23 protein-coding genes are annotated in these 26,321 nt (G+C 29.2%); 14 read left to right on the top strand and 9 right to left on the bottom strand.

All coding sequences use genetic code 11. The features are described from left to right. Positions 1 to 151 precede the first annotated feature (151 nt). From aroE to ACRDBA_RS06750, 9 genes are all read left to right on the top strand, one after another. Positions 152 to 964 carry a shikimate dehydrogenase gene (gene aroE, locus ACRDBA_RS06790; RefSeq protein WP_438572175.1) on the top strand — a complete coding sequence of 271 codons (813 nt, stop codon included), beginning with the start codon at positions 152 to 154 and terminating at the stop codon, positions 962 to 964. 22 nt (positions 965 to 986) lie between these two features. Then, complete coding sequence (locus ACRDBA_RS06785) at positions 987 to 1,496, top strand: shikimate kinase (protein ID WP_438572174.1); 510 nt, start codon at positions 987 to 989, stop codon at positions 1,494 to 1,496. 20 nt (positions 1,497 to 1,516) lie between these two features. Continuing rightward, positions 1,517 to 1,945, top strand: a complete 429-nt coding sequence (gene aroQ, locus ACRDBA_RS06780; RefSeq protein ID WP_438572173.1) for a type II 3-dehydroquinate dehydratase — start codon at positions 1,517 to 1,519, stop codon at positions 1,943 to 1,945. Positions 1,946 to 2,034: 89 nt separating this feature from the next. Next, entirely contained in the window at positions 2,035 to 3,048 is a 1,014-nt protein-coding gene (gene aroF, locus ACRDBA_RS06775; protein ID WP_438572172.1) for a 3-deoxy-7-phosphoheptulonate synthase, read from the top strand. A gap of 25 nt (positions 3,049 to 3,073) precedes the next feature. Further along, the gene (locus ACRDBA_RS06770; protein ID WP_438572171.1) at positions 3,074 to 3,907 is read left to right on the top strand and encodes a prephenate dehydrogenase; all 834 of its coding nucleotides are present in this window, start codon (positions 3,074 to 3,076) and stop codon (positions 3,905 to 3,907) included. 135 nt (positions 3,908 to 4,042) lie between these two features. After that, positions 4,043 to 5,461 (top strand): spore germination protein, encoded by a 1,419-nt coding sequence (locus ACRDBA_RS06765; RefSeq protein WP_438572170.1) that lies wholly within the window; start codon positions 4,043 to 4,045, stop codon positions 5,459 to 5,461. A 233-nt stretch (positions 5,462 to 5,694) separates the two neighbouring features. Continuing rightward, positions 5,695 to 5,985 (top strand): FeoA family protein, encoded by a 291-nt coding sequence (locus ACRDBA_RS06760; RefSeq protein ID WP_438572169.1) that lies wholly within the window; start codon positions 5,695 to 5,697, stop codon positions 5,983 to 5,985. A 24-nt stretch (positions 5,986 to 6,009) separates the two neighbouring features. Continuing rightward, positions 6,010 to 8,025, top strand: a complete 2,016-nt coding sequence (feoB, locus tag ACRDBA_RS06755) for a ferrous iron transporter B (protein WP_438572168.1) — start codon at positions 6,010 to 6,012, stop codon at positions 8,023 to 8,025. Further along, complete coding sequence (locus tag ACRDBA_RS06750) at positions 8,013 to 8,165, top strand: FeoB-associated Cys-rich membrane protein (RefSeq protein WP_438572167.1); 153 nt, start codon at positions 8,013 to 8,015, stop codon at positions 8,163 to 8,165. The genes feoB and ACRDBA_RS06750 overlap by 13 nt, the downstream gene beginning before the upstream one ends. Before the next feature lie 47 nt (positions 8,166 to 8,212). Here the strand turns inward: ACRDBA_RS06750 and ACRDBA_RS06745 are convergent, their stop codons facing one another. Then, positions 8,213 to 8,773: a class IV adenylate cyclase gene (locus ACRDBA_RS06745; protein ID WP_438572166.1), complete on the bottom strand. Its 561-nt coding sequence runs from the start codon at positions 8,771 to 8,773 to the stop codon at positions 8,213 to 8,215. A gap of 205 nt (positions 8,774 to 8,978) precedes the next feature. Between ACRDBA_RS06745 and ACRDBA_RS06740 the strand changes: the two genes are divergently transcribed. Beyond that, a complete protein-coding gene (locus ACRDBA_RS06740) occupies positions 8,979 to 9,341 on the top strand; it encodes a hypothetical protein (RefSeq protein ID WP_438572165.1) in 363 nt (120 codons plus the stop codon). Positions 9,342 to 9,557: 216 nt separating this feature from the next. On the opposite strand, the gene fba is transcribed toward ACRDBA_RS06740, so the two are convergent. Continuing rightward, on the bottom strand, positions 9,558 to 10,421 hold the full coding sequence (fba, locus tag ACRDBA_RS06735; RefSeq protein WP_438572164.1) for a class II fructose-1,6-bisphosphate aldolase: 864 nt from the start codon (positions 10,419 to 10,421) through the stop codon (positions 9,558 to 9,560). Between the two features lie 401 nt (positions 10,422 to 10,822). On the opposite strand from fba, the gene ACRDBA_RS06730 reads away from it, so the two are divergent. The 4 genes from ACRDBA_RS06730 to ACRDBA_RS06715 all read left to right on the top strand — a co-directional run bounded on the left by ACRDBA_RS06730 (position 10,823) and on the right by ACRDBA_RS06715 (position 18,097). Further along, positions 10,823 to 11,857, top strand: a complete 1,035-nt coding sequence (locus ACRDBA_RS06730) for a nucleoid-associated protein (RefSeq protein WP_438572163.1) — start codon at positions 10,823 to 10,825, stop codon at positions 11,855 to 11,857. A gap of 392 nt (positions 11,858 to 12,249) precedes the next feature. Next, a complete protein-coding gene (locus ACRDBA_RS06725) occupies positions 12,250 to 12,666 on the top strand; it encodes a hypothetical protein (RefSeq protein WP_438572162.1) in 417 nt (138 codons plus the stop codon). A 102-nt stretch (positions 12,667 to 12,768) separates the two neighbouring features. Beyond that, the gene (locus tag ACRDBA_RS06720; RefSeq protein ID WP_438572161.1) at positions 12,769 to 15,726 is read left to right on the top strand and encodes an NPCBM/NEW2 domain-containing protein; all 2,958 of its coding nucleotides are present in this window, start codon (positions 12,769 to 12,771) and stop codon (positions 15,724 to 15,726) included. Between the two features lie 307 nt (positions 15,727 to 16,033). After that, positions 16,034 to 18,097 (top strand): EAL domain-containing protein, encoded by a 2,064-nt coding sequence (locus ACRDBA_RS06715; RefSeq protein ID WP_438572160.1) that lies wholly within the window; start codon positions 16,034 to 16,036, stop codon positions 18,095 to 18,097. 81 nt (positions 18,098 to 18,178) lie between these two features. Here the strand turns inward: ACRDBA_RS06715 and argF are convergent, their stop codons facing one another. From argF to ACRDBA_RS06680, 7 genes are all read right to left on the bottom strand, one after another. Beyond that, positions 18,179 to 19,099, bottom strand: a complete 921-nt coding sequence (gene argF, locus ACRDBA_RS06710) for an ornithine carbamoyltransferase (RefSeq protein ID WP_438572159.1) — start codon at positions 19,097 to 19,099, stop codon at positions 18,179 to 18,181. A gap of 33 nt (positions 19,100 to 19,132) precedes the next feature. Further along, positions 19,133 to 20,278 carry an aspartate aminotransferase family protein gene (locus ACRDBA_RS06705; protein ID WP_438572176.1) on the bottom strand — a complete coding sequence of 382 codons (1,146 nt, stop codon included), beginning with the start codon at positions 20,276 to 20,278 and terminating at the stop codon, positions 19,133 to 19,135. Between the two features lie 106 nt (positions 20,279 to 20,384). Next, positions 20,385 to 21,239 carry an acetylglutamate kinase gene (argB, locus tag ACRDBA_RS06700; RefSeq protein ID WP_438572158.1) on the bottom strand — a complete coding sequence of 285 codons (855 nt, stop codon included), beginning with the start codon at positions 21,237 to 21,239 and terminating at the stop codon, positions 20,385 to 20,387. An 11-nt stretch (positions 21,240 to 21,250) separates the two neighbouring features. Beyond that, positions 21,251 to 22,471: a bifunctional glutamate N-acetyltransferase/amino-acid acetyltransferase ArgJ gene (gene argJ / locus ACRDBA_RS06695; RefSeq protein WP_438572157.1), complete on the bottom strand. Its 1,221-nt coding sequence runs from the start codon at positions 22,469 to 22,471 to the stop codon at positions 21,251 to 21,253. Between the two features lie 33 nt (positions 22,472 to 22,504). Continuing rightward, entirely contained in the window at positions 22,505 to 23,539 is a 1,035-nt protein-coding gene (gene argC, locus ACRDBA_RS06690; protein WP_438572156.1) for an N-acetyl-gamma-glutamyl-phosphate reductase, read from the bottom strand. Continuing rightward, positions 23,527 to 24,927 carry an argininosuccinate lyase gene (gene argH, locus ACRDBA_RS06685; RefSeq protein ID WP_438572155.1) on the bottom strand — a complete coding sequence of 467 codons (1,401 nt, stop codon included), beginning with the start codon at positions 24,925 to 24,927 and terminating at the stop codon, positions 23,527 to 23,529. Before argH ends, argC begins: the two co-directional genes overlap by 13 nt. Before the next feature lie 17 nt (positions 24,928 to 24,944). After that, positions 24,945 to 26,162, bottom strand: a complete 1,218-nt coding sequence (locus ACRDBA_RS06680; RefSeq protein WP_438572154.1) for an argininosuccinate synthase — start codon at positions 26,160 to 26,162, stop codon at positions 24,945 to 24,947. Positions 26,163 to 26,321: the final 159 nt, after the last annotated feature.

Here is a 26,321-nt window from a genome sequence, read left to right as displayed (position 1 = left end):
TAATTTATTAGCATCCTGAAGTTTTTAGGGTGCTTTTTATTTTAAAAACTAATAAAATAAGGAAAAAATATTTCCATAAATATCAAAATTATATATTATTGTGGTATAATTATAACAATTATTTAAAAATAGGGACAAAAGAGGTGAGTAAATGGAGTTTTATGGTTTACTAGGAGAAAAGCTTTCTCATAGCATATCTCCAAAGATACATAAGTTAATATTAGATTATATAAAAGAGGATGGAGCTTATAAGCTTTTTGAAGTTAAAAGAGAAGACTTAACAAAGTTTACAGAGTCTTTAAAGGTATTAAAGATAAAGGGTGCAAATGTAACTATTCCTTACAAAGAGGAAATAATGGAGTCATTAGATTTAATATCTATAGAAGCTAAGAGAATTGGAGCTATAAATACAATATCTTTAGTTAATGATAAGCTATATGGATACAATACTGATTATTATGGCTTTGGATATATGTTAGAGGCTCACGATGTTGAGATAAAAGATAAGAAAGCAGTTATCTTAGGTAATGGTGGAGCTTGTAAGGCAGCTTTATATTATTTATTAGATAAAGGGATAGAGGAAGTATTAATAGTAAGCAGAAGAAAGCTAAGTAAAAATTATTTTAATGATGATAAGGTTAAGGTAATTAATTATGATGAGTTACCTAGTGTTAAAGGTGATATATTAATAAACTCTACTCCTATAGGAATGTATCCAAATATAGATGATTCTCCAGTGAATAAAGAAATAGTTTCAAACTTTGATACATTAGTGGATTTAATTTATAATCCATTAGAAACAAATTTTATGAAGCTAGGAATAGAAGAGGGGAAAAAATCAATTGGAGGTCTTTATATGCTAGTAGGTCAAGCAGTAAAGGCTCAAGAAATATGGAATAACAAAATTATAGATAAAGAAATAGTAGAGAAAATATATAAAGAGGTAAAAAAGGACTTTATATAGGAATAGATAAGAGTGGGGTTATATGAGTAAAGAGATAGTACTTTTAATAGGAATGCCAGGCTGTGGAAAAACTATTATGGGAAAGCTTTTGGCAAAGGAATTAAATTATAATTTTTATGATATGGATAAGTATATCGAAGAAATATCAGGAAAAAGTATTGATGAGCTTTTTAAGCAAGGTGAAGATAATTTTAGAGACTGGGAAACTAAAGCTTGCACAGAACTAAGCAAAAAGAAAAAGGCTGTAATTTCATCAGGTGGTGGAGTAGTAAAAAAAGAAAAGAATATAGATTTATTTAGGGAAAATAGTATAATAGTATTTATTGATAGACCATTAGAAAATATTATATCTGATATAAATACTAATACTAGACCATTACTTGCAGATGGAAAAGAAAGATTATATAACTTATATAATGAAAGATATGATCTTTATAATAAATATAATGATGTAAGAATATTAAATGTTGGCTTTTTAAAGGATGTAATAATATCTATTAAGGATAATGTAAAAGATAAGATAAAAAAATAAGCCATAAAGAAGGTGATGTAATGAAGATAATGGTTATAAATGGCCCAAATTTAAATATGGTTGGAATAAGAGAAAAGGGCATATATGGTACTAGGGATTTTAATGATATTTGTGAGTATATTAAAAGCGAAGGGGAAAAAAGAGGAATTGATATAACACTTTTTCAAAGTAATATTGAAGGTGAAATTATCAATATTATTCATAAATCATATTATGATAAGTATGATGGGATAATAATAAATCCAGGAGCTTTTACACATTATAGTTATGCTATATTTGATGCTATAAAGGCAGTTAATATAAAAACAGTTGAAGTGCACTTATCTAATGTACATGCAAGAGAAGAATTTAGACATAAGTCTGTTACTGCTCCAGCATGTATAGGACAAATATGTGGCTTTAAAGAATATGGTTATATAATGGCAATGGATGCAATTTTAAATGGTTAAGATTAAAGGGTATTTGTAGAGAATTTTTAATGAGAATTATAAATTCTTTTATAATAAAATATCAGTAATGTAGTATGGAGGGATAGTATATGATTATTGTAATGAATCCAAAATGTAAAGAAGAAGAAGTATTGAAGGTTAAGAGGGAATTAGAGAGTAAGGGGTTAGGTACGCATCTATCACAGGGAAGCACTTTTTGTATTCTAGGAGTTGTGGGTGAAACTAGAATGATAGACTCAAATAAGTTGTTAAGATTTCCAGGTGTAGATAAGGTGCTAAAGGTAGAAGAACCATTTAAAAAGGCAAATAGATTATTTAAGCCTGAAGATACCATAGTAGATGTAAATGGTGCATTAATAGGTGGAGATAATATAGCTGTTATGGCTGGACCATGTTCAGTAGAAAGCGAAGAACAAATAATTGAAATAGCTAAAAGTGTTAAGGAGTCAGGGGCTACATTTTTAAGAGGTGGAGCATTTAAACCTAGAACATCTCCTTATAGCTTCCAAGGATTAGAGCTTGAAGGATTAGAGCTTTTAAAGAAGGCTAAGGCTGCTACAGGTTTACCTATAGTAACAGAAATAATGTCAACAGATTATATAGATAAATTTGTTGAAGATGTAGATGTTATACAAATTGGTGCAAGAAATATGCAAAACTTTGATTTATTAAAGCAAATAGGTAAAACAAATAAGCCGATACTTTTAAAAAGAGGTCTTTCATCAACTATAGAGGAATGGTTAATGTCAGCTGAATATATAATGGCTGGAGGAAATGAAAATGTAATTTTATGTGAAAGAGGAATAAGAACTTTTGAAACTTACACAAGAAATACATTAGACTTAAGTGCTATTCCTATGGTTAAAAAGTTATCACATTTACCAGTTATAGTTGATCCAAGTCATGCAGCAGGATACTGGTATTTAGTAGAACCATTAGCAAAGGCAGCAATAAGTGCTGGTGCAGATGGACTTATGATAGAAGTTCATAATAATCCACAATGTGCATTAAGTGATGGACAACAATCTATAAAACCAGAATCATTTAGAACTATGATGAATAAAATTAAAGTAATTGCTGAAATGGAAGGCAAGAAACTATAATTTATAATTAATTGGGGGCAAATTTATGAAAATTGTAATAGTAGGGCTTGGTGTTGTTGGGGGAAGTTATGCAATGGCACTTAAAGCAGCAGGTTATGAGGATGTTTACGGAATTGACAAAGATGTTAGGACTATTGAAAAAGCAGAAGGATTAAATGTAGTTAAGAAGGGCTATATAAATGGAAATGAAGTAATAAAGGATGCAGATTTAGTAATATTATCTATTTATCCGAAGCTAGTTAAAGGCTTTATTTATGAAAATAAGGATAATTTTAAATCAGGAGCTGTAATAACAGATGCAACTGGAATAAAGGAAATGTTTATAGATGATATACTAGAGATATTACCTGAAAATGTTGATTTTGTGTTTGGCCATCCTATGGCAGGACGAGAAAAAAAGGGAATAGACTATGCATCAAGTGAAGTTTTTAAAGGTGCAAATTATTTAATAACAGAAATAAGCAGAAATAAAGAAGAAAATTTAAAATTAGTAGAAAATATGGCTTATGATATTGGATTTAAAAAGGTAAGAAGAATAACTCCAAAATATCATGATGAAATGATTAGCTTTACTAGTCAGCTTCCACATGCAATAGCTGTAGCTCTTATTAACAGTGATGAAGAGGGAAGAGATACAGGAAGCTTTATAGGAGATAGCTATAGAGATTTAACTAGGATAGCAAATATTAATGAAGATTTATGGAGTGAGCTTTTTTTAGGAAATAAAAATAATTTATTATCTGTAATAGATGAGTTTTCTAAGGAGCTAAACAAGATAAAGAAATCATTACAAGATGATGATGGTGAAGAGTTAAAGAAATTATTTATTAAATCTACAAAAAGAAGAGAAAAGCTATAATATTATAAATAAAGCATTACAGGAATTTATCCTGTAATGTTTTTTTATTTATATACTAATATTTACCTTGTATATACTTAGGCATTTAATTAAATAATAGATAAAGAGTCAAGCATATTATTAAGGAGTGATAATGTGGAATTATCAAACAATTTAGATAAAAACGTTAAGTTATTAAGGAAAGAATTAAAAATTGGAGAGACCTTTGATATTATTGAAAGAATAGTAGAAATGCATGACAAAAAGTTTTATTTATACTTTTTAGATGGATTTGTCAAAGATACTAACTTAGAATATGTGCGTAGAGATATGTACAATTTAAAGAAGGAAGATTTTAATTCAATACATACTGCAAAGGAATTAATAGAAAAGGCATTAAGTTCTATTGAAGCAAGTACAGAAAGTAATGTTGAGGTAATTGTTACAGCTATGTTATCAGGTCAAACTATAGTTTTAGGACCAGATTGGAATGAAGCTGTTCTTTTAGATTTTAGAACTTATCCAGCTAGAGGCGTTGAGGAGCCTAGCAAGGAAAAAGTATTAAGAGGAGCTCATGATGGTTTTGTAGAAACTATAGTATTTAATACAGCTCTAATTAGAAGAAGGGTAAGAGATACTAACCTTATTTTTGAAATGGAAAACATAGGTAGTATATCAAAGACAGATGTAGCAATTGGATATATGAAGGGAAAGGTTAATGAAGATGATTTAGAAAAGGTTAAGGAATTGATAAAAGGATTAAATATAAAGTCACTAACCTTAGGAGATCAAAGTCTTATTGAACTTCTTAATAAAAAAGGAAAGTTTAATCCGTATCCAGTAGTTAGATATACTGAAAGACCAGATGTTGTAGCAGCGCAAATAATAGAAGGAAATATAGCTATAGTAATAGATAATACACCATCTGTTTTACTTGTTCCATCAAATATATTTGATTTATTACAATCAGTAAATGATTATTATATGCCTGTATTTACAGGGAATTATTTAAAAATAGTTAGAAATCTAGTTGTTTTAGTAAACTTATTTTTAACACCATTATATGTATTACTTACAGATTATCCGCAGATTATTCAAAATACAAGCTTAGCCTTTTTACTGCCAAAGGATCCATATGTAATACCTATATTTCTTCAATTTATAATTGCAGAAGTAGCAATAGATGGATTAAAACTAGCATCATTAAATACACCAGATGCTTTAGGAACATCTCTATCTATTATAGGTGGTTTGATTTTAGGAGATTATACAGTACAAACTGGGTGGTTTACGCCTCAAACTATTTTATATATGGCAATAGTAGCATTATCAAGCTTTGTTCAGCCAAGTGTAGAGCTTAGTTATGCATTTAAATTTTCAAGAACGTTACTCTTATTTTTAACAGGAGTATTTGGAATTTGGGGATTTGGAGTTGGAGTACTTATAAATATAGCTTTAGTGGCATCAACAAAGACTATTGTAGGAAAATCATACCTATATCCATTAGTACCATTTAATTGGAATGCATTAAAGCATGTAGTATTTAGATGTCAAAAAAAAGTTGGGGATAAGTAATAGTTTGCTTAGATAAGAAGTAAAAAATGCGTGAATTTAAGATTAAGAGATAATAAATGAAGATTAACATTTATTATCTCTTTTTCAATTAACATTAATTCATTATTATTATGAATAACATTATTAATTGAAAAACATAATCATTTGCATTGACAAAACTATGAGTTATTGGTATTATATTAACAGAAATGATATTCATTATCATTTGAGTAAAGTTTTTGGAGGGTATTACAGTGGAAGGATTACTAAGTAGAATATTTTTTTCAAAGTCATCTAGAAAAGATAAGGTTATATCAACAATAGAAAACCTATCTCAAGGGAAGGTTAATAAGGAATATTTAATTACAGATATAAAAAGTAATGATGAAGAAATGGAAAAATTCCTTTTTTCACTTGGTTGTTATAAAGATGAAGTAGTTACTTTAGTTTCAATTTTAGGAGACACTTATGTAATCAAGATAAAAGATGGAAGATACAGTATAGACAAGGAGTTAGCCTTATCTATAAAAATTAAAAATATATAAAATTTAAAAATTAGGAGGTAAGTAATGAAGATAGCATTAGCAGGAAATCCTAATAGTGGTAAGACTACTTTATTTAATCTTATTACTGGGAAAAGTGAAAAGGTTGGTAACTGGGCAGGAGTTACAGTTGATAAAAAAGAAGGTAAATTAAAAAAATCATTAATAAAAGATGGAGAATCTATAAATATAATAGATCTTCCAGGAGCATATTCTATGTCACCATTTACAAGTGAGGAAAACGTAACAAGGGACTTTATAAAAAATGAAAATCCTGATGTTATTATAAATATAGTTGATGGAACAAACTTAAGCAGAAGTTTATTTTTTACAACACAATTATTAGAATTAGATATTCCAGTAGTAGTTGCATTAAATAAAAATGATTTAAATAAGAAGCAAGGAATTAAAATTGATGTAAAAGCTTTAGAAAAACTTCTTGGGTGTGAAATTATAGAGACTGTTTCAATAGCAAATAACAATAATGGAATAGAATCTCTTATAAAGAAAGCTATTGAAGTTAAAGGAGATAAACAAAAATCACCTTTTGATGGACAAGATGTTGATTTATCAAACAAAAAAGAAGTAGAAGAAAATGATAAAAAGAGATATAGTTTTGTAAATACAATAGTATCAAAGGTTGAAAATAGAAGCATAAATGAAGATAAGATAAAAATGCAAGATAAGGCTGATAGAATATTAGCTCATAAATGGTTTGGACTACCTATATTTGCAGCAGTAATGTGGGCAGTATTTTCAATTTCTCAAACATACTTAGGACCATTATTTGCAGATGTTCTTGTTGGAGGGATAGATAAACTTTACGCATTTGTAGAAGGTTTACTAGGAGATGCTATATCACCTTTATTAAGCTCAATACTACTAGATGGTATTATAGGTGGAGTAGGTGCAGTTATAGGATTCTTACCATTAATAATGATATTATTCTTCTTAATTGCATTATTAGAAGATAGTGGATATATGGCAAGAATAGCCGTAATAATGGATAGATTCTTTAAAAGGATAGGGTTAAGTGGTAAAAGTATTATTCCTATGATAATTGGTACAGGCTGTGCTATACCAGGAATAATGGCTACTAGAACTATTAAAGATGAAAGACAAAGAAGAACAACAGCAATGTTAACACCATTTATGCCATGTGGAGCAAAGCTTCCTGTAATTGCATTATTTGCAGGGGTATTCTTTAATGATTCAGCATGGGTTGGAACATCAATGTATTTCTTAGGAATTATACTTATAATTATAGGTGCATTAGTAGTTATTAGAATTACAGGTGAGAAAAATTCAAATTCATATTTCATTATGGAGCTTCCTCAATATAAGGTTCCAAGTATAAAAAGAGCAACTATTTCAATGTTTGAAAGAGGAAAATCTTTTATAGTTAAGGCAGGAACAATTATTTTACTTTGTAATACAGTTATTCAAGTTATGCAAAGCTTTAATTGGCAATTTCAATTGGTTGCAGAAGGTGCAGAAAATACTAGTATATTAGCTACAATAGCTTCACCATTTGCATTTATATTAATACCTTTAGGCTTTGGAGTATGGCAATTAGCAGCAGCAGCAATTACTGGATTTATCGCTAAGGAAAATGTAGTAGGAACTTTAGCAGTTGTGTATTCAATAACTAATTTTATAGATGTAGAAGAGTTAGCTTTAGTTTCAGGAGTTTCTGAAGTATCTCAAATTATGGGAATTACTTCAGTAGCAGCCCTATCATACTTAATGTTTAATTTATTTACTCCTCCTTGCTTTGCAGCAATTGGAGCAATGAATTCAGAAATGGAAGATAAAAAGTGGTTATGGGGGGGAATAGCATTCCAATTTGCAGTTGGATATACAGTTTCATTCCTAGTTTATCAAATAGGAACATTAATAACTACAGGATCATTAGGAACTGCATTTATCCCAGGATTTATGGTAGTAGCAGTTATAATAGCTACAATTATATATCTTATGAAAAAGGGAAGTGAAAAGGCTAGTAGAGATGCTAAAAATGAAGGTGCAGCATGGGAAATGTAATTGTATTATTAGTAATTGTAAGTATATTAGCATTATCAATAACTAAGGTAGTTAAAGAAAAGAAAAAAGGTGTAAAATGCATAGGATGCCCACATAGTAAAGGATGTCCTAGTAGTTGTAATATTAGTATAAAAAAATAAAGAAAGGCTAATACAATAGTTAAATTATTGTATTAGCCTTTTAAATTTTAAAGATTTTTATTTGAAACTGGCTTTATTCCCTTTTCTTCAAGAATTTCATATATAGTTTTTGAAGAAGTATCTTTTAAAGTATATCCTAATAAATCTAATATTTTAATTAGTTTTTCTTCAGAAGAAGTTTCAATTTCTAAATATGGAAAAGGACAAAAACTTTTATCATTAATATCTATTTCAATTAATGAATCCATAATTTCATAGCTTTCTCTATATTTCTCTATAGAATGTTGAATAGATAATCCAAGAGATACGAATATTCTATGAGCCATTTCTTTATCTTGGACTATAGTTTCATTTTCTTCCATTACCTTAAAGGTACCTTGACTTAACATTTTCTTTGTAGTCATATAAATTACTTCTTTATTATTTAATTTATCATCAATAGTCCTTACTCTAGCATAGCCTTTTTCATTTAATAATCTTCCATCTTCAAAATCATAAATATCATTGATTTGATATTCTTCCTTAACCTTTTTAGCCCCAATTGAAGAAAGCTTAGCTCTTATTTCGTCTAAATCAATATCTACAATTCTAGTTTCTAATTCTTGCATAAATATCTCCTTTTATGTAGTGTGATTTACTTAATTATATCAAATTAGTTTTATTTGTAATAGGGAGTAATACTATAAAAATATAGAAATTGTTTTTAATTTAACATATATGAAAGTTAAAGTTAATTTTTAGAAGAATATATGTATAAAAATTCCTGTGTAGGGAAAGATTTTAATATAAACGGAAAGAAGAGAGGTGGTTATAATGAGCTTAAAAATAAATATAAAATTTATAAATGAAAATCATGAAAATAATTATTTAGAATTGACAGAAAAATATGAAGACAAAAATTCTCAAGAATATTTAACAGCATTTAAATTAATTTCTATAGATGATATTTATAAAATAGCAAAAGATTATTTAAATCCATTAAGCATAAATTTTAGTAATCTATTAAAAGATAATAGACTTACTAATGATGAAAGATTAATTTGTAAAGTAGCTTATGAAATATATGGAGTTTCTTCAGATATAGATTTAAGTAATATAAGAATGTTAGAAGATAAAAAGAGAAAATATGTTTTAGCAAATATATATAATTATACATTAGAAAAATGGGAAGCTTAGAATAAGATAAACTAGACTTTATTTAAAGTTAATTAAATAGACTTCTTAGCTTATAGATGGAGTTTTAAATGAATATAAAGCAGAGGAAGTCATTATTAGGCATATGTCACCTGTAAGACAATCCAGAAGATAATAGAGTGTTATAAAATATACCTATGAGATAAACAAAAAAGAGTATATACAAAATGTATATACTCTTTTACAGAGAAAAGGAAATTATGCTTGGTTTACTGAACCGAATAATTCCATTTTTTCTTTAACTGTAGCTTTTATAGCTTCTAATCCTGGAGCTAAAAGCTTTCTTGGGTCGAACCCTTTACCTTGTAGGTCTTTTCCAGCTTCTATGTACTTTCTAGTACCTTCAGCGAATGATAATTGACACTCAGTGTTAACGTTGATTTTTGAAACTCCTAATGAGATAGCTTCTTTAATCATTTCTTCTGGAATTCCAGTACCACCGTGTAATACTAATGGCATGTTTCCACAAGCGTTGTTTATAGCAGCTAAAGCTTCAAAGCTTAATCCAGCCCAGTTTTCTGGGTATTGTCCGTGAATGTTTCCGATACCAGCAGCTAACATAGTAACTCCTAAATCAGCTATTGACTTACATTCAGCAGCATCAGCTATTTCACCAGCACCAACAACTCCGTCTTCTTCTCCACCGATTGATCCAACTTCTGCTTCTAAAGAACATCCTTTTGCAGCAGCTAATTTAACCATTTCAGTAGTCTTAGCGATGTTTTCATCTATAGCATAGTGTGATCCATCAAACATGATTGATGAGAATCCAGCTTCCATAGCTTGAAGAGCACCTTCGTAGCTACCGTGATCTAAGTGTAAAGCAACTGGTACAGTTATGTTTAATTCTTCTAACATACCGTTAACCATTCCAACTATAGTTTTGAAACCACACATATATTTAGCAGCACCTTCTGATACTCCTAATATAACTGGTGAATTATTTTCTTGAGCAGTTAATAAAACAGCTTTAGTCCATTCTAAATTGTTGATGTTGAATTGACCAACAGCATACTTTCCTTCTCTAGCCTTGTTTAACATTTCTTTTGCTGAAACTAACATGGTAAAAAACCTCCGTAAACTTTATATTTTGTTCCAATTAGACTTGAAAATAAGTATTTACATATTTATTTTCTTGACAATAGTTATTATAACTCAAAATGGCAATATTGAAAACAAAAAAAGTATAAATAACCTTTTTTATATAGTATACTATTATAATGATAAAAAAAAGCAGGGAATTTTAATATAATTATAAAAAATTATCAATAAATATAGAATTTTGTGGAATAAAAACAGTGAAAGTAAATGTAAACAAAGAAAATATTGTTATAAAAATATCAATTTTGCTAATTATAAAGTTAGATTTTGTTGATAAAATTAATATTTAATATTAAAAGTAGCAATAATTATATTGTAGGTGATATAATATATCTTATGATTTTTATATAGGTGGTGCAAAAATGGAGTATATAAATGATATAAATATACAAGAGGCAGTTATACATATAATAGATTCAAATGGAGAAGAACCTATTTTAAATGAATATAATCTTGAATTAAATGAAGATGTTTATAAATTTTTACATAGACACATAGAAAAATGCTTTAAGGATGAAGAACTAAAATTTGCAGTATTTAATCCTGAACGAAACATAGTAAAGGAAGTAGTTCAAGATTACTTAAATGGTATAGACGATAATTTAATTCAGTTATCACAAGAGCTAGCAAGGCAATTATTTATAATTATTAAAAGCAATACAAATATTCCTTCTTGTGATTTGATAATAGTATCATTAGTAACAGATCAAGGACCTATGATAGGAATACTAAAAATGGATTATGTAAAAAACTTTACTCATGAAGTGGAATTTTTAAATGAGAAAATTGGAATAGGAATAGTTCCACAGGCAGCAGGGTTACCAGCTAGTAGCCAAAGAATTCAAAAGGCAGCATTTATTAAGCCGATAAGAAATGATCAAAGATATAATTTAATGGTTATAGATAAGCAAAAGAAAAGTGAAGATGAATATGGAGCAAACTACTTTATAAGCAACTTCTTAGGTTGTTCTATAGTTACAAATGAAAGAGATATGACAAAGACGTTTTTAAAGGCAGCTGAAAATTGGACTAGAAGTAATGTAGTAGAAGATGCTGATAAGGCTGAAAGAATAAGAACAGCAGTAAAAAGCAAGCTAAAGGCTGAAGAAAGTATTAATATAGATGATTTATCACATGAATTATTTAATGAAGAACCTCAAATAAAAGCTGATTTTTCTAACTTTGTAAAAAGTCATGGATTAGAAAATGAGATTTCAGTAGATAAGCAATGGGTTGAAAAAAAGCTTAAGAGGGTAAGATTAAAGGTAGATAAAGACATAGATTTATATATTAATGAAGAAGCTTACCATGATAACACTAGATTTGAAATTCAAAGAAATGGTGATGGTAGTATAAATATGATAATTAAGCATGTTATAAATTACATAGAAAAATAATATTATTAAAGACTATAAGGTTAAGTGCCATATTCTTATAAAAAGAAGGGAATAGGTATTAACAGTATAGTCTTTTTTTTTATGGATATTATGGAAATTTTAATTTATTGGTAATTTAAGTAGTAATTAGTAGTTAAAAGTTAAAAGTGTGAAGGTTATAAAAATGTGTACATAAAATCAATAAGTGTACTCAGTTGGTAAACCTTCACTTTTATTTTTTATTAAAATAATGGAAAGTTATAAATAAAAGCGTAAAAAATAAAATTCACTGTTGTTTATTTACATTTTTATTTGTTACTTATTATCTTAAAGAGAGATTCATAAAGATTATTTGTAAAATATGTAAAATATGTTAAAATTAGTATGATAATAATTTTTTGAGGTGAGAAGAAATGAAAATGAATAAAAGAAAAATTGCTATTATGACAATGTTTTTTCTTATTATAGCAACAGTTATTGGCACAAGTATAGTTAAGGCTGATAAAAAGTTAAAGGAAAAGTTGGTTATAGAATATTACTATTATACACCATGTGCATCTTGTACAGATGGTGAAGATTTTAAAGGAAAGCTAGAAGAAAAGATATCAGAATTTATTACTATAGATGAGTACGATTTCATATTAAATAATACGCTTAAAGATGATGCTTATAATAAATTTATGGAGGTAACAGAAAATATAGAAATGCCAGAGGGAAAGGTAGCAGATTTACCTATGTTAAAAATAGAAGATAATTATATATTTGGTGTTGAAGCTATCGAAAAGTATGCAGAAGAAACAATAAGACAAGCTAAAAATGAAAAGCTTTAAATTAAAAGCTTTAAATTAAAAGCTTTAGATTAAAAGGTTGCATAATAAATATTAATTAAAGAATTAATATTTTGTAAATAAAATATAAAGGGGAAAATGGATATGATATTAAAAAAATTAGCTTTAATAACTGGTATAGTAGTAGCAACTACAACTTTTAGTGGTTTTGAATCAGCTTCAGCATTTAGTTGGTTTAATAAGACTGAAGAAAAAACAGCTCAAGTAATAACAGGTGTAGAAAATACAAGTGATGATGCAGTAAAGTATGGGGAAAAGAAATATAATGAAATAGGATTAACGCCACAAATGGGATGGTCAAGCTGGAATTTCTTTAAGGAAAAAATAAATGAAAGAGAAATAATAGAAATAGCAGATGCCATGGAAAAGTCAGGATTAGTAGAAGCAGGGTATGAGTATTTAAACTTAGATGATTGTTGGCATTCTTCTATGAGGGATGAAGATGGAAGGCTTCAAGGAGATTTAACAAATTTCCCAAGTGGAATGAAGGAATTAGTTAATCAAATAAATGAAAGAGGAATGAAGGTTGGTGTTTACACATCTAATGGAGATTTTACATGCGAAGATTTACCAGCAAGTTTAGGAAATGAAAGAATAGATGCTGAGACCTTTGCAGAATGGGGAATAGAGTACTTTAAATATGATTATTGTCATAATAGACAGTTACCTAATAAGTCACCAGAAATAGATAGAATTTATATAGGTAAGGCAGGACAATATGATTCTATAATAATAGAAGCAGAAGATGCTACACTAACTGGAGAAGCAGTGGTTCAAAATAATTCAGGTTCATATGGTGGTAAATATGTAACAGGATTAAATGCTAATAAGGGAGCTATAGAGTTTGAAGATGTTTATGTAGAAGAGGCTGGAGAATATATATTAACTATAGGATTAAAGAAAAGTGGGAACTTTGATAAATTTGCTCAAGTTGTAATTAATGGTGAAGATGCTTATGAAGCAGAAGTACCACCTACATCAGCTTGGAATCCAACAGGAAGACATCAGATTAGAGTTAATCTTAAAGCGGGAAATAATACTATTAAAATAAATAATCCAATTGAATCAGAACAAGATAGTGCAAAAATATTATATGAAAGAATGGGAAATGAATTAAAGAAAGCTACTAAAAAGCAATCAGAAAAAACTGGTGAAGCTGAAAAGCAAATATTCTTCTCTATTTGTGAGTGGGGAAATAATAGACCATGGGAATGGGGAAATGGTACAGGAAACTCATGGAGAACTACACCAGATATATCTGCTAACTGGGGTAGAATAATGGAAATCTATAATAAAAATGTTCAATTATATGAATATGCAGGACCAGGGGCATGGAATGATCCAGATATGCTTGAAGTAGGAAATGGAAATTTATCTTATGAACAAAATAAATCTCACTTTACTTTATGGTGTATGATGGCAGCTCCTCTTATCTTAGGTAATAATGTAAGAGAATTTATAAATGAAGATGGCACAGTAGATACTGAAAATCCAACATTACAAATAATCACTAATAAAGATATGATTGCTGTAGACCAAGATATTAAAGGGGTACAAGGAAGAATATTTAAGAAAGATGGAAATGTAGATATTTTAGTTAAACCTTTAGATGGAGGAGAACTTGCAGTTTGTTTCTTTAATAAGGATGCAGCAGCTACTACATCAAAGGTAAATATAAGTGACTTAGTTTCTTTAGATTATGTTGATTTAGAAGAATCAGAAATTTATAAGACTTATGAACTTTGGGATAAAACTACTGAAAGAACAGATAATGAATTAAGTGCTAGTATTCCTGGATATGGAGTTAAGGTATATAAAGTTTCAAAATCTAGTATTGGAGAAGTAGATAAGGAACAAAGTGTTAAGCTTGATGTAAATTCTGTAGTGGAGATTGGAAAAGAAATAACAGTTTCAACTAAGGTTAGAAACACTGGTAAGGAAGAAATGAAAAATATTAATGTTTCTCTTGATTTACCAAGTAGCTTTGAAGTAACTCCAGTAGAAACTACAAAGGAAGGTTTAGCTACAGGAGAAGAATTTATTGCTAAGTGGAAGATAGTAACTCCAAATAAAAAAGGTGACTTTAATATTAAAACTACAGCAGAATTTAGCTATGATTCAGAAGAAACTTCTCAAAGTAAAGAAGTAACAAGTAGCATAAGAACTATGGCAGTTCCAGAAGATAACTCTAAATTAGGAGATATTGAATGGTATAGTGCTGTTTCAGGCTGGGGTGGAGCTGTAAGAAGAAATAAAAATATTAAGGACATGCCGATAGTTATTAATGGAAAAACTTATACATCAGGTATGGGAACACATGCTAATGGTGAAACAGAAATATTCCTTGGAGGAAACCCATATAACTTTAAGGCTATTATAGGTATAGATGATGAAACTAATGGTGGTGCTGAGCAATGGGGAAGACCTTCAGCTACATTTGAAGTGTTAGCAGATGGAAAGGTTATTTATGATAGTGGAGTAATGAAATATAAAGATGAAAAGGAAATTGACTTAGATATAGCAGGATGTCAAATACTAACCCTTAGAGTTACAGATGCTGGTGATGGAAACTCATATGATGAATGTAACTGGGCTAATGGAGTATTTACTAAAATAGAAGTTTCTGATACAGATAGAGATGGATTAAAAGCTTTAATAGATAGTACTAATGAAATCTTAGCTTCAGCTACTGAAGGAGATGAAGTTGGTAATTATCATAAAGGTGCTAAGAATGAGTTATCAAAGGAAGTAGAAAAAGCTATAGAAGTGTTTAATAACTTAGAAACTTCTATAGATGAAGTTAAATTATCTCATGCAAACCTACAAACTGCTGTAGAAAAATTTAATTCTTTAGTTATAACTGAATTGACAGGAGATTTAAACAATGATGGTAAAATAGGACTTGGAGATGCTTCAATAGTTGCAAAATATTATGGTGATGTAGATGAAAGTAATGAAAAGAGCAAAGAAGCTGATTTAAATAAAGATGGTAAAGTAGATATGTATGAGGTTAAATTCTTAGCTAAGAAGATATTAAAATAAAATATATTTAAGGAAGATTAAATTGTATGTATAATAAGGTAGCTCAAATCTGAGCTACCTTATTTCATAAATTTTTATTATTAAGAATCAGTTTGATATTCACTAAAAATACTACTTGTTTTATCTAAAATATATATCTCCCCAATAGCAGAAATATTATCTTATATTTAAATATAACGTTCTATAAATAAAATAAGATATATATATTATTGTGTTCTGCAGGGCATTGACATATGATGTCGAAAAATATAGAATTAACAAGATATAAGGCTTAAATGTTAATAAAGTATTTGAAGGAGAAGACCTTATGAGTACGTTTTTTTATAAAATTTATAATAGTATATATATAAAATCAATAAGGCGTGGGCTTTTGAAAGTGCAACCCATAATTTTGATAAATTGCATTTTTATAATAATACTTAATATAAATAATGATTCATTTATGAACATAATGAATGTAATTATAAATGATAATTGGAAATATATATTCAATGAAATATATAAGAATTTGTATGTGATATCAAAGCTTCTAATTGTAATATCAATTTGTAGCGAACTAGCTAAAATACGTATATACGAAAAGCAAGATATAAAGTATATGGGTAATAGTGTAAGCTCAAATATGGTTGGATTTATAGGGTTAACTTCAGCAATTACTTTTAGTAGTATTTTCACTATGGAAGGTGTTGTAGATACTGGAAGTAGTGTAATCATAGCAGCAAACTGGACCTTGCTAGCTATAGTAGTTAGTATATTATTTAGTGAAATTTATATTAAAATATATTATTACATGCTAGATAGTAGAAAGACTTTAATTAATAGTTATGAAAGAGTTGTAAGACAGTCTATTTTAGCTATAATCCCTTCAGTTTTAACTATAATTACAGCAATTGGCTTAGCCTTCTTAATTGATTCATTTTATTTTAGTAAGATAAACGGCGTTGATAAAATAACCATATATGGAGCCAATAGTTTTTTTAATGATATAAAATATATATTCATAAAAAATGCTTTATGGGTAATAGGCGGTCATGGTGGGGATTTAATAGTACATGATCAATCTTTTAATAGGTTATATGTAGATACATTTACTAATATGGGTGGAGCTGGAAGCACTATATGTTTAATAATAGCAATAATATTATATAGTTCAAACAAATATAGAAAGAAAATATCTCATATATCCATAATACCAAGTATATTTAATATTAATGAAACTATTACATATGGGTTACCAATACTATTTAACCCTATATATATAATTCCATTAACTTTAACGCCTATAGTTCAATATGTAATAGCTCAGGGCGTATTTGAGTTAGGGTTAGTTGAAATTGTAAATACTAATATGAGCTGGACACATCCGATTTTATTTAATGCCTATAAATTAACAGGTGGATTTTCAGGTCTTATACTACAAATTATTAATATTATTGTAGGGGTTGTGATATATACACCTTTTGTTAAAATATCTGATAATATGAGCAAGAGAGAAAGACAAGGGGCTTATGAGAAACTTAAAAATACAATTTTTTCAGGGGATTTAGAAAAGCTAGATTTGTCTAGTGGAACTGATAGTATGGGAGAGATAAGCATATTCTTAGGAGAAGAGCTTAAAGAAATACTAACAGGTAGAAGAAAAAATGAAGATGAACTGTATTTAGAATATCAGCCACAGGTAAATAAGGAAAGAAAAGTTGTTGGAGTAGAAGCTCTTTTAAGGTGGAAACATGAAGAATTTGGAAACATACAACCTAATATTATAGTATTAATTGCAGAGGAAGTAGGGTTAATTTACCCTTTAGGAAAATGGATTGCAAAAGAAGCAATAGAGCAGCTTTCAATATGGGATGAAGAATTAGAAAAGAAGATAGATATGTCTATAAATGCCTCTACAAAGCAATTAACAGATGATACCTTTGCAAATTATATAAAAGATATTATAAAGCTATATAATGTTAATCCAAATAACATTAAAGTTGAGATAACAGAAAGCTTTGCAATAGGGGAAGATGATGTAACTAAAGAGCAGTTAACTAAGCTAACTGAATGTGGTGTAAAACTAGCAATAGATGACTTTGGAGTTGGATATAATCCACTATTATATATAAAGAAGTATAATATAGATTCCATAAAAATAGATGGAAGTCTAATAAAGGATATAGATACAAATGAAGAGTCTAAAAGCATAGTAAGCTCTGTATATAACTTATGTGAGTCAACAGGTATAACAGTAATTAATGAGTTTTTAGAAACTGAGAATCAGAAAGCTGTCTTAGATAAGATGGGAGATGGTTTATATCAAGGATATTTATTTAGTAAACCACTTAAAGCGGATGAATGCGTAAAATATATAAATAATAATATTTAAATTAAAAATAACTCTAAACCTTTAATTATCATAGGTTTAGAGTTATTTATTTAGAATAATAAAAAAGCCAATTTTGCTATTTTATTTAAGTAATGTAACCAGTACAGCTTTTTGAGCATGTAATCTATTCTCAGCTTCTTCAAATATTACATTTGAATATTTCTCAAGGGTTTCTCTTGAAATTTCCTCTTCTCTATGAGCTGGAAGGCAATGAAGAACTATAACATTTTCATTAGCAAGATCTAAAAGCTCAGAATTTACTTGGAAGCCTTTAAATGCTTTAATTCTTTTTTCTGTTTCTGATTCTTGTCCCATACTTGCCCAAACATCTGTTATTACAACATCAGCATCTTCTACAGCTTCCTGGATAGAATTTGTAATTACAAAATTAAGGTTTTCCTTAGATGCTATTTCTTTTCCTTTATTAATGTAATATTCATTTGGTGAATATTCAGATGGTGTAGCAATAGAAAAATGCATTCCAACTGTTAAGCAACCAACAATTAGTGAGTGAGCCATATTGTTTCCATCACCAATATAAGCTACCTTTAGTCCTTCTAATACGTCTTTTTCTTCTCTTATAGTCATTAAATCAGCTAGGACTTGACAAGGATGCTCATCATCTGTAAGTCCATTAATTATAGGAATAGATGAACATTCAGCTAAGGTTTCAACTTCTGCTTGAGAAAATGTTCTTATCATGATTCCATCTAAGTATCTAGATAAAACTCTAGCTGTATCTTCAATAGGTTCCCCTCTTCCTATTTGTAAATCACTAGAACTTAAGAATAATGGATTTCCTCCTAATTGGTACATTCCTACCTCAAAGGATACTCTAGTTCTTGTAGATGCTTTTTCAAATATCATTCCTAAGGATTTTCCCTTTAAGTGATGATGAACTATACCATGTTTTTGTTCATATTTTAATTGATCAGCAAGGTTTAATATATCTTCTATTTCTTGCTTAGATAGATTTTCCATTCTTAATAAATCTTTATTCATAAATTAGCCCCCTATATATTTATGATTTTCTATTTATTCTAAAGCTTTAAAGATAGTAGATAAAATATCTACACCTTCCTTTAGTGATTCTTTTGAAATAATTAATGGTGGTAATAGTCTTACTACATTTTTACCAGCAGTTAAAACTAATAACCCTTTAGAAAGTGCTTCCTTTTGAATTATAGAAGCATCAATTTTTGTTTCTATTCCTATCATTAATCCAATTCCACGAACTTCTTTTATTAAAGTTGAATTAATATTGAGAATGGCCTTCTTTAAATATTCTCCCTTTTCCTTTATAGAATGGAGAGAATCTTCAGTACAAATATTGTTTAAAACTGTTAAAGCTCCAGCACAACAAACAGGGTTACCACCATAAGTTGTTCCATGATCTCCATAGTTTAAAACAGAAGAAAGTTTTTCTGTGCAAAGGAATGCCCCTATAGGTAGTCCGCCACCTAATCCCTTAGCAACTGTTATAATGTCTGCATTTACATTAAAATTATTAAAACCAAATAATTCTCCAGTTCTTCCTATACCACATTGAATTTCATCAAAGATTACTAATACATCATGGCTATTGCATAAGGATACTACTTCAGTAACAAAATCATTGTTTAATGGATTTACTCCACCTTCTCCTTGAATTGCTTCCATTATTACTCCACAAACATTAGAGTTAAGCTTTTCCTTAAAATCATCAATATTATTTGCTTCTACATAATTAAAGCCTTCAGGAAAAGGGTGGAAGTAGTTATGAAATTTATCTTGACCAGTTGCCTTTAATGTAGCCATTGTTCTTCCATGAAAGGACTGTTTTAAAGAAAGAATTACATTTCGTTCTTTTCCATATTTATCAAAGCTATATTTTCTAGCTAGTTTAATAGCTCCTTCATTAGCTTCTGCACCAGAATTAGAAAAGAATACTTTACTCATTTTAGAAAGATTAGTAATTTTCTTAGCTAATTCTAAGGTAGATTGGTTTAAAAATATATTAGAAATATGCTGTAGTGATGTAGCTTGATTAGTAATAGAATCTATCCAAGATTTATTGTTATAACCAAGACTATTTACCCCAATACCACTAGTAAAATCTAAATATTTATTATCTTTATCATCATATAAGTAAACTCCTTTTCCCTTAACTAAGTTAACAGGGAGGTAAGGATAAGTATTCATAATAGGTGATATATTGTTTTCTATCAAATTAATGCCCCCTTTAAGCTTAAAATAAGTAATATTTTTATTACTGTAAAAATTGCTTTAAATAAATTGAAATTACTATTTAATAAATCATAGTTCCTATACCTTCATTAGAAAGAAGCTCTAAAAGAATAGAGTGGGGGATACGCCCATCTATAATATGAGACTTTTTAACACCAAGTCTTACAGCTTCAACACAGCAATCTATTTTTGGTATCATCCCACCTTTAATAATATTGTTCTTAACTAATTTCTTTACCTCATGAAGTCTAAGAGTTGATATAAGGCTTTCAGAATTCTTTGGGTCTAGCATAACACCTGAGACATCTGTTAAAAGTAGCAACTTTTCTGCTTTAAGAGCAGAAGCAATTTTTGCTGCACAAGTGTCTGCATTGATGTTATAAATTTTATTATCTTCTTCACCTAAGGCAATGGAACAAACTACAGGAATATATCCTGATGACATTGCCATTTTTAATATATCAGTATTAACAGAGGTTATATCCCCTACATAACCTAAATCTACTTCTCGTTCTATTTTCTTTGCTTTAATAAGAGAACCATCCATACCAGATAAGCCTATAGCTTTTCCTCCAGAGCTTTCAATTAAAGTAACTAAATTCTTATTTACTTTACCAGCTAAAACCATTTGAGCAACTTCTATAGTGCTTTCGTCTGTATAACGCAATCCATTAATAAATTTGCTTTCTTGTCCAAGTCTATCTAAAAACTTAGAAATTTCAGGACCTCCACCATGCACAACAACAGGTTCTATTCCTATACATTTCATAAGTATAATATCATTTATTACTGTTTCTCTTAATTCGTCACTAATCATTGCATTTCCACCGTATTTAACAACTACAATTTTTCCGTATAGCTGTTGGATATATGGTAATGCTTGAATTAGTATTTTTGCATGTTCTCTATGATTCACTGATCTACCCCCTAACTTCTATAATCCCCGTTAATACGTACATATTCATAGCTTAAATCACAACCCCAAGAAGTTACTTCTTTATCTCCAATCTTTAAGTCTATAATTATTGAAACTTCCTTTTGCATTAATATTTCTTTTGCCTTTACTTCATCAAATAATAATCCAATTCCATTTTTACAAACAGTTATTTCACCTACATTACTTTTAAAGGAAACATCTATTTTAGTAGTATCTATATATACCTTTGAGTAACCTAAGGCACATAAAATTCTTCCCCAATTTGCATCACTACCAAACATAGCTGTTTTTACAAGGTTAGAATTAATTACACTTTTAGATAAAGCTTCTCCATTAGCTTCACTTTTAGCTCCTTTTATAGTACATTCTATTAGCTTTGTAGCTCCTTCCCCATCTTGAGCAATAAGCTTTGCAAGCTCTATATTTAAAAGATTTAAGCACTTTAAAAATACATAATAATCTTCATTTTTTTCTTCGATTTTAATGTTATCAGCTAATCCATTAGCTAAAATTAAAACCATATCATTAGTACTTGTATCACCATCTACACTTACTCTGTTGTAGCTAATCTTAGTGCTTTCAGATAATGCTTCTTGAAGAAGAGTACCTGAAATATTTAAATCAGTAGTTAAAAAGGAAAGCATAGTTCCCATATTTGGTTCTATCATTCCAGATCCCTTTGCAATAGCACCTATAGTTACTTTTTTATTATTTATTTCAAAGGTAATTCCAAGTTCTTTTGAAAATGTATCAGTAGTCATAATTGCATTTGCAGCATCATTATTTCCATCAATAGAAAGCTTATTTATAAGAAGAGGAATTCCGGATTTAATAGCATCTATATTTAAGGGAACCCCAATAACACCAGTAGATGAAACTAAGATATCAGTAGCTTTTGCTTTAATAGCCTTTGCTGCTAGTGATGCCATTTTTTTAGCCTTTTCTAATCCATCTTCCCCGGTACATGTATTAGCATTACCACTATTAACTATAATTCCCCTAGCTTTTTTATCTGACAAATGACTTTTACTTATATAAATTGGTGCGCCTTTAACTTCATTTTTTGTAAAAACTCCTGCTGCATCAGCTAATACTTCTGAATAAATAAAAGCTAAATCAGGCTTTAAATTATTTTTTTTAATTCCACAATTGATTCCTGAGGCTAAAAAGCCTTTAGGAGATGTAATTCCAATTTTATTATTTACTATCATTTATAAAACCCCCAAGAAAATGTTTTTTATGCTTTAAAAGGCTGGTGCAATATAATTTAATCCAGTAGCTTCGTCAAAGCCTAATATTATATTCATATTTTGGATAGCTTGACCAGCAGCCCCCTTAACCATGTTATCTATTGTACTAACTATTATTATTGAATCTTCACGATGATTTAGGTGAAGAGATATTTGACAGTTATTTGTATATTTTACGTTTTTAATTGAAGCTGTTTCTCCTAAAGGAAGAACTTGTACAAATTCCTCATCCTTATATGCTTCTAAATAAAGGTTGTATATATCTTCTAAGTTCGACTTTTCATTAGGTGTACAATAAATAGTTGATATAATTCCTCTATTAATAGGAAGTAAGTGAGGTGTAAAAGTTATAGAAACATTAGAATTTGACATAGATGATAATATTTCTTCAATTTCAGGAGTATGTCTATGATTACCTATAGAATAAGGAGAGAAGTTTTCATTAAGCTCAGCCCCATGAGTTTTAAGTGAAAGACCTCTTCCAGCTCCTGTTACACCAGATTTAGAATCACAAATAATATTATTAGTTTGAATTAAATTAGCTTTTAATAATGGCATTAAGGCAAGCTCTATTGAAGTAGGGTAGCAGCCCGGTGTTGCTATTATTTGAGCTTCCTTTATTTTTTCTCTATTTAGCTCAGGAAGACCATAAACACTTAAGCTATGAAGCTCCTTATGAGAAAAGTCTTTTCCATACCATTTTTTATAGTCCTTTTCAGCCTTAAGTCTAAAATCTGCACCTAAATCTATACAAATTTTATTTTCATTTATACACTTTAAGGCTATATCTTCGCTTAAGCCGTGAGGTAATGCTAAAAAGACAAGATCACATTTTTTTATTACTTCATCCTGTGAAGTACAAATTAAATTAGTTTGGTTATATAGGTTTTTATAAATAGAAGATATTTCTTCATTTTCAAAGGAAACTGAGCTTATAGCTTCTAATTTTATTTTAGGATGGTTTAGAAGGAGTCTTAAAAGTTCAACTCCAACATAACCTGTTGCTCCGATTATTCCTACTTTAAGCATTTTAAATTCTCCTTTATGTCATTTATAAATTCTAGTAGTGATACTAATTGAATTCTTACAGAATTAGAGCTTGGACCACCAAAAACATTTCTTTCTTCTACACATGTTAGTAGGTCTATAGCTTTATATACATCTTCACTAAAGATAGGGGAGAAGCCTTTAAGAGTTTCTAAGGATAATTCTTCAATAGACTTATTTTCTCTTAAACAATAAAGAACTATTTCTCCAACTATTTCATGAGCATTTCTAAAGGCTACACCTTTTTTAACTAGATAATCAGCTACATCAGTTGCATTTGTAAAGCCACCAGCTGCACCTTTTCTCATTACATCTTTATTTACCTTCATAGTAGTTAGCATTCCAGAGAAGGTTTTAACAGACATATTTACTGTATCTAAGGCATCAAATAAGGCTTCCTTATCTTCTTGCATATCTTTGTTGTAGGCTAGAGGAATTCCCTTCATTACTGTTAAGAGAGTAATTAAGTCTCCATAAACCCTTCCAGTTTTACCTCTTACAAGCTCAGCTACATCAGGATTTTTCTTTTGAGGCATAATACTGCTTCCAGTACTATATTCATCAGATAATTCAACAAAGTTAAATTCACCTGTACACCAAATAATAACTTCTTCAGAAAAACGAGAAAGATGCATCATTATCATAGATAAGGCTGAAAGTGCTTCAATTGCATAATCTCTATCTGAAACAGAATCTAAGCTGTTTAAGGTAACCTTTGAAAATCCTAATTCCTTTGCAACAAATTGTCTATCTATTGGATAAGTAGAAGTGGCTAAGGCACCACTTCCTAATGGCATTTCATCAAGTCTTTTATAGCAATCTAATAATCTGCCTAAATCTCTTTTAAACATTTCTGCATAAGCTAAAAGATGATGAGCAAAGGTGATTGGTTGAGCCTTTTGCATATGGGTATATCCAGGCATTATGGTTTCTATATTTTCCTTTGCTTTATCATAAAGAACTGTTTGCAGGTCTAATATATTAACAGAGACTTCTTTTAAAGCTTTCTTTAAATAAAGGCGAGTATCTAATGTTACTTGGTCATTTCTACTTCTTCCTGTATGAAGTTTTTTACCTTCATCACCTATATAATAGGTAAGAGTGCTTTCTACAAAGCTATGAATATCCTCTGCAGTCTCATCTATTTTAATTACTCCGTTTTCTAGTCTTTTTTGTATTGTTTCAAGTCCAGCTATTATTTTTTTACTATCCTCAGAAGGTATAATATCTTGTTTTCCTAACATTTTTACATGAGCTAAACTTCCTTCTATATCTTCTTTATACATTTTTGAATCTATTCTTATAGAGGAGTTAAAATCATTGACAAGTTTGTCTACTCCCTTTTCAAATCGTCCGCCCCAAAGCTTCATATTAAATCACTCCATTTTTATTTATCTTTTATTGATGCATCCATTTTTGCTTTTACTGTAATAGGTAATCCAAATAAATTAATAAATCCAGCAGAATCATTTTGGTTATAAACCTCATCTTCTCCAAAGGTTGCATATTCCTCACTATAAAGTGAGTAAGGAGAAGTCATTCCTGCATTTACTATATTTCCTTTATATAATTTAAGTTTAACTTCACCAGTAACATTTTCTTGAGTTTTATCAATAAATGCTGAAAGAGCTTCTCTAAGTGGTGTGTACCATTGTCCGTTATAAACTATATCAGCAAATTTTAAAGCTACCATTTCTTTATAATGAGAAGTTTCTTTATCTAAGCATAATTCTTCTAAATCCTTATGTGCCTTATAAAGTATAGTTCCACCAGGTGTTTCATATACACCTCTTGACTTCATTCCTACAAGTCTATTTTCAACCATATCTATAGTACCTACTGCATTTTCACCACCAATTTTATTAAGCTTTTCTATTATAGAAATTCCATCAAGGCTTTCACCATTTAATGCTACAGGAATTCCTTTTTCAAAGTTTAATGTAATATAGCTAGGCTTATCTGGTGCATTTTCAATAGTATTTGACATTTCTAATATTTTCTCATAATTAGGTTCATTTTCAGGGAATTCTAAATCTAACCCTTCATGACTTAAATGCCATAAGTTTTTATCCTTACTATAATTAGTTTCATAGCTAATAGATATAGGGATTTCTCTATCTAATGCATATTGAATTTCTTCATCTCTAGATTTTATATCCCATATTCTCCAAGGAGCTATTATAGGCATATCTGGTGCAAAGGCTTTTATAGCAAGTTCAAATCTAACTTGATCATTTCCTTTTCCAGTGCAGCCATGACATATTGCATCTGCTCCTTCTTTTAAAGCTATTTCTACAAGTCTTTTTCCTATTAATGGTCTAGCAAATGAAGTTCCTAAAAGGTATTTTCCTTCATAAATTGAGTTTGCCTTTATAGTAGGGAAGATAAATTCCTCTACAAACTCCTTAGTTAAATCTTCTATATAACACTTTGACGCCCCAGTCATAAGTGCCTTTTCTTCTAAACCAACTAATTCATCAGTTTGTCCAACATTACCAACTACTGCAATAACTTCACAGTCATAATTTTCCTTAAGCCAAGATATAATAATTGAGGTATCAAGACCTCCTGAATATGCTAATACTACTTTATTGAATTTCTTCATATTAAAGCCCCCTTATTTATTTTTACGATCTGTTAACTTATATGAACATTGCTCTTCTCAACCTAAGGAAATACAATAGGTTTGCGAAACTAAATAATACCCCCTCAGAAAAGGAGAGAAGAACAATGAACAAGACTAATATAAAATGCCCACGCTGTA

The organism is Clostridium sp., from assembly GCF_051654825.1.
Classification (GTDB): Bacteria; Bacillota; Clostridia; order Clostridiales; family Clostridiaceae; genus Clostridium.
This window is presented reverse-complemented; position numbering and strand designations above follow the sequence as displayed.